9 protein-coding genes are annotated in these 12,438 nt (G+C 50.7%); 4 read left to right on the top strand and 5 right to left on the bottom strand.

All coding sequences use genetic code 11. The features are described 5' to 3' along the window. Window positions 1–50: 50 nt before the first annotated feature. Together CSR04_RS20150 and glpQ are read right to left on the bottom strand one after the other, a co-directional pair. Window positions 51–3,047, bottom strand: coding sequence for a TonB-dependent receptor (locus tag CSR04_RS20150; RefSeq protein ID WP_102798142.1), 2,997 nt, complete (start codon window positions 3,045–3,047; stop codon window positions 51–53). Window positions 3,048–3,135: 88 nt separating this feature from the next. Then, window positions 3,136–4,179 (bottom strand): glycerophosphodiester phosphodiesterase, encoded by a 1,044-nt coding sequence (gene glpQ / locus CSR04_RS20145; RefSeq protein ID WP_102798141.1) that lies wholly within the window; start codon window positions 4,177–4,179, stop codon window positions 3,136–3,138. Window positions 4,180–4,412: 233 nt separating this feature from the next. Between glpQ and CSR04_RS20140 the strand changes: the two genes are divergently transcribed. Then, window positions 4,413–5,150 (top strand): UTRA domain-containing protein, encoded by a 738-nt coding sequence (locus tag CSR04_RS20140; protein WP_102798140.1) that lies wholly within the window; start codon window positions 4,413–4,415, stop codon window positions 5,148–5,150. 26 nt (window positions 5,151–5,176) lie between these two features. On the opposite strand, the gene CSR04_RS20135 is transcribed toward CSR04_RS20140, so the two are convergent. Further along, on the bottom strand, window positions 5,177–5,851 hold the full coding sequence (locus CSR04_RS20135; protein ID WP_102798139.1) for an HAD family hydrolase: 675 nt from the start codon (window positions 5,849–5,851) through the stop codon (window positions 5,177–5,179). A gap of 79 nt (window positions 5,852–5,930) precedes the next feature. On the opposite strand from CSR04_RS20135, the gene CSR04_RS20130 reads away from it, so the two are divergent. Together CSR04_RS20130 and CSR04_RS20125 are read left to right on the top strand one after the other, a co-directional pair. Further along, a complete protein-coding gene (locus CSR04_RS20130; RefSeq protein WP_102798138.1) occupies window positions 5,931–7,265 on the top strand; it encodes a DUF5690 family protein in 1,335 nt (444 codons plus the stop codon). A gap of 150 nt (window positions 7,266–7,415) precedes the next feature. After that, window positions 7,416–7,892, top strand: coding sequence for a PEP-CTERM sorting domain-containing protein (locus CSR04_RS20125; protein ID WP_102798137.1), 477 nt, complete (start codon window positions 7,416–7,418; stop codon window positions 7,890–7,892). Window positions 7,893–7,932: 40 nt separating this feature from the next. Here the strand turns inward: CSR04_RS20125 and CSR04_RS20120 are convergent, their stop codons facing one another. After that, window positions 7,933–9,282 (bottom strand): serine hydrolase domain-containing protein, encoded by a 1,350-nt coding sequence (locus tag CSR04_RS20120; RefSeq protein ID WP_172449441.1) that lies wholly within the window; start codon window positions 9,280–9,282, stop codon window positions 7,933–7,935. 196 nt (window positions 9,283–9,478) lie between these two features. Between CSR04_RS20120 and CSR04_RS20115 the strand changes: the two genes are divergently transcribed. Beyond that, window positions 9,479–10,579 carry a c-type cytochrome gene (locus CSR04_RS20115; protein ID WP_102798135.1) on the top strand — a complete coding sequence of 367 codons (1,101 nt, stop codon included), beginning with the start codon at window positions 9,479–9,481 and terminating at the stop codon, window positions 10,577–10,579. An 18-nt stretch (window positions 10,580–10,597) separates the two neighbouring features. Here the strand turns inward: CSR04_RS20115 and CSR04_RS20110 are convergent, their stop codons facing one another. Next, window positions 10,598–12,091 (bottom strand): dipeptidase, encoded by a 1,494-nt coding sequence (locus CSR04_RS20110; protein ID WP_102798134.1) that lies wholly within the window; start codon window positions 12,089–12,091, stop codon window positions 10,598–10,600. Window positions 12,092–12,438: the final 347 nt, after the last annotated feature.

Genomic DNA, 12,438 nt, shown 5'->3' with positions numbered 1-12,438 from the left:
AACAAAAACAGCCCCAGCTCAAACAAGCAGGGGCTGGCGGTTAAACAGGCTTAGAAGCTGTAGTTCAAACCAACATAGAAGCGCCGTCCGGCATAGCTGGAATGATATAAGCGGGCCTTGCTGTCATCCCCCAGGTAGCTTTTGGACTCAGACTCGGTCAGGTTGATCACCGCCGCCTGCAGGCTGATGGCATCACTTAGGTTGTAAGAAGCATTCAAATCAATCTGATCATAAGCGTCCTGTATTTCATCCAGGCCGTTGACCTTACCCAGCACCACATCGCCACGTTTGTTGTAGGAAGCCCGCACGCTGAACAAGTCACTTTCATAGAAGGCTGAAAAGTTGTACTGATATTCAGCACTGCCTACCAGGACCGACTGACCAATCTTCTCGCCGTTAAAACTAACATCCGCCTGATTGGTATCGTTGTAGGTGTAGTTGCCGTACAAACCAAAGCCGCTGGCAAAATTATGCTGGAAGAACAGCTCCACCCCTTTTGACTTGGCATCGGAACCATTGGCCCAGGTGCTGTATGGACTGATGCTGATATTGCCGGCTTCCACTACCCCTGGCTCACCGTCAAAATAACGGGAATAAGTGATTTGCATGGGCACAATAAAGTTATCAATGTCTTTATGGAACAGCGCCATCCCCACGGCAGAACCTTCGCCATAGTAGTATTCCACCGACATATCTAATTGTACGGATTCGAACGAGTCCAGATTCTTGTTACCGCCACGCCCTTCAAAGCCTTCGCGTTCGCCGAATTCGGCACGGTCGTCGGCCCATTCCTGACTGGTATATGCCAGGGCTTCTTCGCGCCCAAGTTCAAAGTAGTCCGGTCTGGCAATGGTTTTAGCCGCAGCAAAACGTACCACCAAATCATCAGTGGCATCCCAGACCAGATTCATGCTGGGTAGCAGATGGGTTTCGGTGTTTTCCACACTGACAGGTTTGATCACCTCGTATTCGCGCTCGTCTTCCGGGATCTCTTCGCCGGTGGCATCGTCGTAATAATCCAGAAAGTACTCGTTGATTTCGTTGGATAAGGTGGTGCGCTGGGTACGCACATAACGCAGCCCTAAATTACCGCGCAGGCTGTTATGCTCAAAATCCGCCTGTACATAGGCTGCGCTGATCTGCTCTGCTACGCTGTAATCATAAATTTTCTTTTCCCAGTAGTAGTCCTGGTAGTGGCTGCTGACAATATCCCGGTACCTGTCCCAGTTAATGGTCGGCATCAGGTTAATGTTAAAGCCGCCAATAATGTTGTCTTCGGGTTTGTCATTAATCACATCTTTGAAGTCTGGTACGCCTGGGCCATCCGGATCGTTGTCGTAGGTATCGCCCTCCTGCAGTTTGGCCGCTTGCTCAGCACTTAGCCCCGGCGTCCACCACAGGGTATCACCGGTAAAACGTTCCAGCTCGGTGTCCCGGTATTTCAACCCGCTGCGCAAACGGTTGACTGGCCCCCACTGCACGTCAAAATCCAGGTCGAGCTGCGCATAGCTTTCCTCCAGAATACTCTGCTCCCAGCCTGAATTAATGGAGCCACGGTCCGGTGTGCCGCCCAGACCATTTTTAATATTGGTCAGGGTATCCGGGTCCAGGTACATGCTCACAGTGCCGTCAGCCAGCGACCAACCGGCGGTTTGCGAGGCATTGTTGTAGTTATATAAGGTATCGCCATTGGCGTCGGTCAACACATTGCCATTGGCATCCCTGCGAGCTTCTGACCTGTGGCTCTTATAAGCCACTTTCCAGTCTTCGGTGGGGCCACCTTCGGCTTTGGTATTCCCCGCCACGAAGCGCGCAGAGAAACTATCGCCCAGGTAGTTAACATTCACATCATAGGTATCTGAGGTATTTTCAATACGCTGGTAGGTGCCGCGATACCAGGGAAATTCCAGCGCGACTTCATTGCCACCTGCTGTGGCAGAAAAATCAGCGCCGGTAATAATGGAATCGGTGTCGTCCACTGTCATGCCCAGCAAGCGGTCAGGGCGGTAATGCCATTCCGGCATATCCACATAGGACATGGTGCGATTCTGCCCTAACGTGAAGCCGAAGTAGTTTACCCCGACTTCGATTCTGTCGGTGGGGCGCCACTGTGTGCTTACCTGAATACCTTCACGTTCGCGGTCTTCTTTGGCCACGCCTGTACGAATGCCACGTGGCAACCAGTAGCCCTCGTACTGACGACCACTGGCATCGGTTACGGTGTCCCAGTAATAGGCATCATTGACCGACTTGCCATTAGCATCCACGGCTTGAGCCGTACCATTGTCCCTGTCCGCAGGATCGGCGGTATACATGGAATAGTACATATCACCACTTAAGGTGCGATTGGTTCTGTCCTGCCTGGTATAACCGGCCAGAATACCAAAGGTTTCAGCGGTGTTTTTCCAGGAATAAAGGCCGGCAAACTGCGGCTCGTATTTTTCCGTGACATCGGCATAAGTGGTTTCGAGGTTGATAATCCCGGCGTTGGCGTCCATTTCCAGTGGCTTGCGGGAATGCAGAATCACCGAACCACCCACACCACCTTCGTCCAGGCGCGCTTCAGGGGTCTTAAACACTTCAACCCGGCCAATCATGGCGGATGGCAATAACTTGTAATCAAAAGAGCGGGACGGTTTGCCCGGAGAAGAAGCAATAAAATTACCATTGAGCTGGGTCAGGGTCAGGTCGGAGTCAAGACCGCGAATACTGACCGATTCCCCTTCACCGCCATTGCGCTGAATGATGACGCCGGGCACGCGCTGTAGCGAGTCGGCAATATTTTTATCCGGGAATTTACCTATGTCTTCAGCCGTAATGGCTTCGACCACGGCACTGGCCATACGCTTTACCGCCAGACTTTCGGCCATACTGGCTCGAATGCCCCGCACTTCCACCACTTCCATGCCATTTTCTACCGACTGATAGGCGCTATCTTGCTGAGCCACAGCTTGCGAACAGGCCGTTGCCACCGACAGACACAACAGAGACTTCACGAAATGGCACTGCAGACCACTGGCGGTCTGGCGTTGTTTTGTTTGATACATACAAGCTTCCTACTGGTTTAGAGAATGTGTGAGTTTCTAAAAGCGCGCCTAACGCCTGGTGAAACGTCCTTATCCGATTTATGGGTAGTTATTCGATGTCTGGCCGCACTGGACCGGGTAGAATACGGTCTGCGTAGTCGGTAAACACACCGTCTACCCCAACGATGTCAAACAGCAGTTGCTGCAGGACGGAAAACGGCATGCCCTGCGGAGTATCGTTGTAATTCAGGGTATAAGGGTGGATCTGCAACCCGGCTTGTTTCAGCCACTTTGCAAAATCGCTGGGCTGGCGGTTATCCAGGTGATAAAGCTGCCTGTGCCAGGGGCCGACACCGTCAACAACTTGCGCCATTGCCGCCACCCCGGCTTTACTTTGCAAATAGGCAAAGTCGCTTTCGGCGTCGGCCCATTCCACGGCACCGATAAGTTGCACTAACTGCGTCTTCAAACCTAACTGGCGCAAGCGTTTCACTTCTGCAAAATCAAAACATTGCACTATTACTTTGGCACTGGCCTGGTTAAGTTGATGGCGTTCTAGTGCGGCCAGGAACAAGCGGCTAATGTCTTTGCCTTGCTGGCGATGCAAAGCAGGCTTTTTGATTTCAGGATACAAACCCACTTGCATGTCCCTGGCCCGGTTCAGATAACGAATCAGGCGTATCTGCTCATCGAAACTGCTGATTCTGGCATGCAGAGGTGCCAGCGCAGCGGTATTACCGTCCATTCGCTTTAGCAGATGCGGGCGGGGCGTTAATGACAGGGATTGCAATTCATCCAGGGTAAAATCCAGCGCATAATAATGTCCATCGGCACGCACCCGCTCGGGAAAACGCCGGGCGATATCGGTGGTGTGCTCCAGATAAGGGTCGTGCAGCACCACAAGTTGATCGTCACGGGTAACAAACAGGTCCTGCTCGATATAATCCACGCCCATGCCATGGGCCAGGATCACGCCTTCCAGACTGTGCTCGGGTAAGTATCCCGACACCCCGCGATGGGCAATCACCAAAGGCTCAGCCTGCAACGGGCTGACGGCAATCAGTGCCAACAAGATGAAAAGACCCGCTATACGGCGGACGAAAACGCCACCCCACACCGGTTGTTGATATCTGCCTGTCCCGCTATTTTTCATCACCGCCTCCTGCACTCCCTAAGTGGACCAACATTGTCACTGGCCATTCGCACACGCAATTGGTACGTTCCAAAAACAATTAGAGAGTAAGCCCGGCGCATGACGATTTAATTAAAGAAATATTAAATTGGTACGTACCAGGGAATATTTTATTTTTAATTGAGATTAAAAATACGCCATGCTAAGAATAATGATTCCCAGGTGAATAAGATGATGAACACGAGCGAGAAGCAATGAGTGATATGGCCAGATATGCCTATGCGACAATCAGAGAAACCATTGCTGAGCAGATCCAAACCGGGCAGCTGACAGAAGGTCAACAGCTTGCTTCAGAAAGGGAACTGTGTGATCTGTACCAGATAGCCCGCTCCACGCTACGACAGGCCTTGTCACAACTTGAAAACATGGGGGTAATTTACCGGCGCAACCGACTGGGCTGGTTCGTCTGTCCACGCAAATTGCGTTACGACCCGATGCGACATGTGTCTTTTCTGCACTACACGGTTGCCCAGGGGTTTGAACCAAGCACCAGGGTGCTGTCCCAAAACAAAGGCAAGGCCGATGCCCGAATTAGCCAAGTCATGGCACTGGATGGTCGTAGCACCGTAACCGAATTGACCCGATTGCGCTCAGTGGACGGGCGCCCGGTTGTGGTAGAAAGGATATTCTTCAATAACCGCCACTTTATCGGCCTGGAAAAGCAGGATCTGTCCCTGTCTATCAATGCCATGCTGAAGAATCAATATGGCCACAGCCAGTTAACCTTTGCGATTCAGATTGAATCCTGCTGCCTGTTTAATCCCCATGCTGCCTACTTAGGGGTAAACGACGGCGCATTGGGGCTTAGGGTGCTGCGCACCATTTACAGTGAAAAAGGTGAGATCATCGAATTTGACGAGGAATTGTGGCGACACGATGCGCTGATGGTAGAAAACCAAACCCACATCAGCCTGACATCCCAGGACAGATAAACAACAACCTTGCTGTGCCGCTTCATTCAGCGCTGCCAGCGGTGTACCGTCCAGCCCTTGGCGCTGGCGATATCCAGCAATACGGGATTAGGGTTGACCACCTGTGGCTGGCAACTTAGTTGCAGCAGTGGTACATCATTGATGGAGTCTGAATAGACAGTGTGCAAATGCTGGCTGGCCGCTTCGAGCTGCTGTGCCTTGAACCATTGTCTGAGCCGGATGACCTTGCCTTCTCCCAGGCTGTAAGGCAGCAACGCCTTGCCACTAAAACGCCCCTCCAGCAGCTCCAACTCAATACCAATGCAGTGCTCAACCTGCAAATAATCGCAGATCGCTTTAACCAGAATGGCCGGACTGGCCGAAATCACCAAAGTATGGTCCCCTTGTTGCAAATGCACTTGCAACCTGGCGAGGGCCTGCTTGAAAAACCTCGGCTCAATCACCTCACTAACAAAGCGTGCCAGCATAGGGGCCAACTGGCAGGGACTGGCTCCCAATAAAGGCCTGGCCCAGTGCTGCATATAAAGTTGCATATCCAGAGCACCGCGATAGTAGTCATCCATCATTGCACTGCAATTCAGCAAAGCCGTCTGCGCACCAGGCCAGTTCTGCTCACACAGAAATTCCAACCATAGCTGAGCACTGTCTCCCTCAAGCAGGGTGTCATCTAAATCAAAAACCGTCACCTTTGTCATTCGCATGTCATGTCACTTTGCTATCAATCTTCAGCAAGCACCAAACTGGTACATACCAGAGTGTAAACATATGCATATTACAACAATGAGTAAGTCCAAAGGAATTTTGCGCCAATGGCTCTCGAAACAGCCATCCTGGCTGTTTTGCGCCTATGCGATTATGGCCGCTTTTTCCACTTATGCCTGTATGTATGCATTTAGAAAACCTGTCAGTGTTGCTCTGTTTGCAGATGCCAGTTACTGGGGGGTATCCCTTAAGGTGCTGTATCTGTCGTCACAAATGTTGGGGTATGCACTATCCAAAGTGGTGGGCATTAAATTTATTGCCGAACTTAAACAACAGGGCCGCGCAGCAGGCATCTGCAAACTAATCGGCCTGGCCGCCCTGGCTTTATTGGGCTTTGCTCTGGTGCCTCCACCTTACAATATTCCCTTTATGTTTTTAAACGGCCTGCCGCTTGGCATGGTATGGGGGTTTGTATTCAGTTATCTGGAAGGGCGGCGGGTCACAGAAGTACTGGCCGCCGGTCTTTGCACCAGTTTTATCGTGGCGTCTGGGGTGGTGAAATCGGTGGGCAGTTATCTGATGTTGCATATGGCCATCAGTGAGCACTGGATGCCCCTGGCGACTGCCCTCCTGTTTGTGCCGTTACTGGTGTCGTCGGTATGGTTGCTGGATCAATTACCATCGCCCAATCAGGATGATATTGCCGCACGGCGGGCGCGGGTACCAATGGACAAAGCCGCCAGACTGGATTACTTGCAACACTATGGCTGGGGGTTAGCCATGCTGACCCTGGCCTATGTATTGTTGAGTCTGTTTCGCGATCTGAGAGACAACTTTGTTGCCGATATTTGGGCTGATGTAGGTATCAGCGGTTCGCCGCTGATTTATACCCTCACCGAAGTACCAGTGGCTTTGATGATTTTGTCGGTTATTGCCATGATGATGCTGATAAAGAGCAACCACCGGGCTTTGGCCGTCAACCATCTGTGCATTGGCTTTGGCTGCTTGATAACGGCAGCAGCTTCCTGGCTTTACTGGCAGCATCTGATCTCCCCCGTGATCTGGATGGTATCCATAGGCATGGGGTTATATCTGGCTTATGTGCCCTTTAACAGTGTGCTGTTCGAACGTTTGCTGGCCTGTACTGACAAACCTGGCAACGCAGGTTTTCTCATTTACATCGCCGATGCCTGTGGTTATGTTGGCAGTGTTGCGTTGATGCTAAGCGCCAGTTGGTTATCCGCCGATATAAACTGGGTAGGGCTGATTAAAAATGCCGGATTCTGGGTCGGCATCATTGGCATGCTCACCACCTGGCTGTCGTGGCGCTATTTTTCTACCAGACTAACGCCAACAACGCGTTCTGACTCCGCTTACTTGTCAGCACCTGCCACCAACTCCTCAACCAGTTAGCTTTACAGATGCTGTCAGTTATATTTACACGTGAAGTGTCTTCCGATTAGACTAAAACACCTAAGGTATTGAATAAAAAGAAAATGGTAGATTGGCGCAAATATTGCCTGAGCAGCCATGCCGATACATCCCCGTACCATGGAGTAGTTAATGATCAGGAATATCTTAAAAACTTGTGTAGTCGCCATCAGCTTAGGTATTTGTAGTATTGCCAATGCCAGCTTAATCACTATTACCTTTGATATTACCAACTATAACGATGAACTGGGTACCTTCAGCGGTATTGACAGTAATTCGGATCAGCTTTTGCAGTGGAGCGAGCTGAGCAGCTTTTATTGGACCAGCCAGCATTACGGTCACAAAGTCACCTTAGCGGATTTAACCCTGTTTGGTGATTTTGATTTGCAAAACAATAAGTGGCTGGCTAATGCCAAGATGCCACAGGTTTCGACTGCCGATGCTTATTTCGCCTGGAACAACAATGGTAATGCTGTTAGAACATCCTGGGCCAGTATGCGTATTGTCTCAACCAATGGAAATCAAACCAGTATTCCGGAGCCTTCCAGCCTGGTTATTCTGGGCCTGGGCTTACTAGCCTTGTCTTCGCGCAAATATCTGCGCCGTTAATGGCAAAAGGCTGAGGTGCTTGCCTCAGCCTTTACCCAAATCACTCAGCCGGTTTTCGCTGATATTGAAAGACTCCACCACCCTGTTTTAATACGAATCCGCTAAACTGCGGTTCGTCAGTTGCGTCAAACGACATACGTATACCGGCCTGTTCAAAAACAAACTCCCGTTCATTGACAGCCGTCAGTGGAAAGGCGCCCTGGCCACTGGCCTGGGCAAACAACTGCTTGTCTTGCACAAACACCTTAATCTCCAGCGGCAACTGACTGGACACGTAATTGCCAACAAAGCGCTGTAAATCCATATCTTTAGTGTCTATGGCGGTAGCAAACTCGGGGGGACGGACCGGCATATCAAAACAGGCGCTGAGCATCGCAATCAGCACATCATTAAAAGAATAATTCACCCCATTGGACAACGCCGTAATGGCCAACCCCTTTTCCGGCAAATAAGCTGACATCGATACAAAGCCGTCTATGCCGCCGCTATGGCCAAGCAACTGATATTGATTAAATGGTATGGGGGAAAGCGCAAAACCATAGTCTGGCTGCATTTTTTGCATCTTTTTAAGGGAGTCAGCTGACACAAGCTTAGCGCTGAACAATGCCTGAAAAAATTGATTCAACTCGCTGGCCGTAGACACCAGAGCGCCAGCCCCGAATGGCACACTCATATCGGTCTCTGTGGCACGCTGCCAGTCCCCCTGCCATTGATAGGACAATGCCTGATTTTGCTCTGGCGTAATCTTGCCACCATAGCCGGTGCGCTTTAGCGCCAGCGGCTCAACAATCTGCTTGTTGAGCACCTCTGCATAGGATTTACCACTGGCTTTTTCAATAATCAGGCTCAGCAGGTAATAGTTGGTATTGGAATAATCCTGTTTTTCATCCGGATCGAAATTGGGGGGCAAGGCCAGAAATCTGTCCAACATCTGCTGGTGACTCTGGGGGCTTTGCATATACTGGCTGTAATCCTGGGCGTCAGTAAAATTGAACAGCCCCGAACGATGGGTCAGCAACTGTTGGATGGTGATCTTGTCACTGTTTGGGAAGTCCGGGAAATATTGGCCAAGGGTCCAGTCCAATTGTAATTTCCCCTGCTCCACCAATTGCATCACCATTACCGCCGTAAAGGTTTTACTAATTGAACCGATGCGCAGTTGGGTATCGGCATTCAGCGTCTGCTGGCTTTCCAGTGCCGCATAGCCCTGCTGATTGGTGTAAATGGGTTTACCTTTTTCGCTGAGCGCCACACTTAACATCATTCTATTGTGCTGCCCCAGCGTGGCCAGATAGTTATCCAGTTGCTGTTTACTTCGAGCGGATAGATCCGCCATCACCGGCAGGCTGAAGCTCAATGCTGCAAGTAATCCAATTATTTTCAAGCGCATGGTCAATTCCCTTAGTATTGCAATAAGATATCTTTCATACATACAGCTGACCAGCCAGAAATTGTTCAAATTTTGTATCACCGCATGTTGAAAACCCGCTTAACGACAAAAAGCCGCTATTGGCCACACAGATTGAGTAATGTTGTTAAAAACCGGTAAAGTTTGAGTATTCAGGCAACAAAGCCCCAGGACCAAAATGAAACGTATCTTAGCCATTCTGGCTTCTCTCACTTTTGCCAGTAGTCTGGCTGCTAAACCCGTCTATGAAAAACAGGAGCCGCCGCGTCGGCTCAACGCATTACAAAGTGCAAAAGCCGAGGCTAACTACCAGAAATACTGCTCGCTGTGCCACGGTGCTGACCGACAAGGCTATGCCAATGACCATGCGCCTTCATTGCGCAGCAAGAGCTTATTTGAATCCGGGGTGCCGCATGCGATTTTGCGCCCTTTGTCATATGGGCGCGAAGGTACGGCCATGGCAGGTTATCTGGACGAAGTGGGCGGCCCCATGGATCTGGATGAAGTCTGGGATCTCACCTACTGGCTGTTCTGGCAATCCGGCGCCGAGCGGGTCAGGTTAAGTGAAAACCCGGTTGCAGGGGATATCAGCAAAGGTGAAGCGGTGTTTAAACAGCATTGTACCAGTTGCCATGGCGAGCAAGGCGAAGGAGTCAACGCCCCGGCGCTGGCTAATCCGTCGGCACTGGCACACAACAAGGATGAGTTTATTCGCTACGCCATTGTCAATGGTCGTGATGGTACGCCGATGAAGTCCTTTTACGGCATTTTGTCCGACCGGGATATTGATAATGTCACCGCGTTTTTGCGTAGCAAAGCCCGTCATCAGAGTCAGAACAGCGTGCCGCTGCGCGCATTGCCGACGCCGGATCAATATATAGTGAATCCACAAGGTGCTGACCCACAATTTACCCTGACAGACGACATGTATGTGTCGTCTGCTGATTTACACCAGGCGCTGCAAGACAAAAAACGCATGATTCTGCTGGATACCCGGGTGCCATCGGTCTGGCAGCGTGCCCATATTGAAGGGGCCATCCCTTTCCCTTATTACAGCGATCTGGATGACAAACTGGCCGGCCTGCCCAAAGATGTGCAAATTGTCGGTTACTGCTCCTGCCCCAGAGCCGCCACCGAGCATGTGATCCGGCAATTGCGCGACAAAGGCTACAGCAAAACCGCCGTCCTCTGGGAAGGCATTTTTGGCTGGATGAATCTGGGCTACCCGGTGACCCGGGCAGATGGCATTATTGATGAGGCGGATGCTGCAACGCATTAAGCGTCGCAGCATTGTGAATTAATTAGCCAGTTCCACCAATGCTGCCGTGTACATTCTAAGGTTCAGTACAAATTGCTCCCGGGTGATAAATTCATGTTCTGAATGCCCGGTGTACTCCTTACCGGGCATGGCGGGGCCGAAGCCCACCGCATTGGGGAACAATCTGGAGTTGCTGGCGCCGCCGATGGACACCGGTTGGGCATCCTCTATACCCGAATAATGCGAGAATACCCCCAGTAATTTTTCTACATGCGGCGCATCAGTCAGAACAAAAGGATCGTCAATTCGGTAGTGGCGACCTTCCAACCGGACAGCACTGCGCTTCTGCCAGCTATCCAGAGCCGAATCGATTTCCTGTTCCAGTTGCTGAGCACTTTTGCCTTTTGGGCGGCGGATATTGATGCTCAGTTGTATGCCCTTATCCACTTGTTTCAGTACGGTAGGCGATACCGTCATAGGCCCCATAAAGTCGTCGGCATAGGCAATACTGCCAAACTGCTGGCCATACAGGCCAGTACCTAATTGGTCATTGATAAAATTCACCAGCGAACCTGCCGCATTGGAAGGCCAGTGCTGTGATGACAAGGCATCGGCCAGATGAGCAATAGCATTGACCCCATTTTCCGGTTTGGATGAGTGGGCAGACTTGCCCAAGGCAGTCACAATCAAGTTGTTATCACGCCAATCATAGTCGTACTGCATGCCCTGCTGGGCAGCTGTCTTTTGCTTTATACCTTCCAACAAGGCTTTGGATGCGTTCGCAATCACCGCTTTAGCATCTTCAGGGATCTGGCTGGCAAAAAAGCCACCTTCAAAGTGCTTAATATAGGGCTGTGTGGTATTCAAAGCCCGGTTGGGGAATGTCATGCTGAGAATGCCAAAACCTTTTTCTGCTGTTACCACCGGATATTGTGTATCGATAGTGATATTCAGCTCAGGCAGTGTATGGGTTTTAATAAATTCCTGTAGTGGTCCCCAGTCTGATTCCTCGGCCATATAGACATAAAGTTCAATCCGTTTGCGCAGGGAAATCTGCTTGTCCTTAATGGCTTTCATGGCAAATAGAGCCGTAGAGATTGGCCCTTTATCGTCTTCGGTTCCCCGACCAAGCAATTTACCCGGCTCACTGGTCATATCCAGTTCAAACGGGGATTTCGCCCACTTATCAGGATTGACTGGCTGTACATCACCGTGGGTGATCAAGCCAATTTTTTCCGGGCCTTGCCCCAATCCAATCACCACCACATAGCCATAATCCTGATAATCCAGGCCCAATGCAGCCGCCTGGCCGATCAGATCCTGTTTAAACGCCCTGTGTACAGGATTATCGGGTGAGGGTATACCCTCCACTGCTACGGTATTATGCCTGACCAGACTGGCAAGGCTGTCTATCATGGCTTGTTCATAGGTTTGCACCGCATATTCGGCGGCAGATTGTGCCAATTCGCCCGGTGTCTTAGCCAACAACACAGGGGAAAACAACAAGGCACTTAAGGCAACAGCTTTCAACATAAGTCACTCCTGATTAGGGAGCGAGAATCTAGCAACAGGCGGTTTACAAAACCAACGCTTAAATCTTAAGTGTCAGGTAAGCAATACTTATGCTGTCAGCTTGACATCACTTTGCGATAGGCAAATAGAGCGTGTTGACCTTTTGAGTATGATTTTGCAGCAGTTTGTGGGCCATTTATACAAGGCAGAGCGAACGTGGTGTAGTGATTCTACATGAGTGAGTAATAACGCCGTAGAAAGGGCCCACTAGGCCTGCAGCCCGGCGTTGTGATTAGAAGGGACTGGATATGAACAAAATCTATACCCAGAAGGTCAACAGGCTCTAACGCCCCGGGCAAAGCCAGGGC

The organism is Bowmanella denitrificans (assembly GCF_002887595.1).
GTDB lineage: Bacteria > Pseudomonadota > Gammaproteobacteria > Enterobacterales > Alteromonadaceae > Bowmanella > Bowmanella denitrificans.
The sequence above is the reverse complement of the archived record's forward strand: the minus strand, read 5'-3'. Positions and strand labels throughout refer to the sequence as shown.

What these genes read in the sequence shown, in the direction of transcription:
- CSR04_RS20150 (WP_102798142.1), bottom strand. Translation starts at nt 3,047, where the DNA reads ATGTATCAAACAAAACAACGCCAGACCGCCAGTGGTCTGCAGTGCCAT.
- glpQ (WP_102798141.1), bottom strand. Translation starts at nt 4,179, where the DNA reads ATGAAAAATAGCGGGACAGGCAGATATCAACAACCGGTGTGGGGTGGC.
- CSR04_RS20140 (WP_102798140.1), top strand. Translation starts at nt 4,413, where the DNA reads ATGAGTGATATGGCCAGATATGCCTATGCGACAATCAGAGAAACCATT.
- CSR04_RS20135 (WP_102798139.1), bottom strand. Translation starts at nt 5,851, where the DNA reads ATGCGAATGACAAAGGTGACGGTTTTTGATTTAGATGACACCCTGCTT.
- CSR04_RS20130 (WP_102798138.1), top strand. Translation starts at nt 5,931, where the DNA reads ATGAGTAAGTCCAAAGGAATTTTGCGCCAATGGCTCTCGAAACAGCCA.
- CSR04_RS20125 (WP_102798137.1), top strand. Translation starts at nt 7,416, where the DNA reads ATGATCAGGAATATCTTAAAAACTTGTGTAGTCGCCATCAGCTTAGGT.
- CSR04_RS20120 (WP_172449441.1), bottom strand. Translation starts at nt 9,282, where the DNA reads ATGCGCTTGAAAATAATTGGATTACTTGCAGCATTGAGCTTCAGCCTG.
- CSR04_RS20115 (WP_102798135.1), top strand. Translation starts at nt 9,479, where the DNA reads ATGAAACGTATCTTAGCCATTCTGGCTTCTCTCACTTTTGCCAGTAGT.
- CSR04_RS20110 (WP_102798134.1), bottom strand. Translation starts at nt 12,091, where the DNA reads ATGTTGAAAGCTGTTGCCTTAAGTGCCTTGTTGTTTTCCCCTGTGTTG.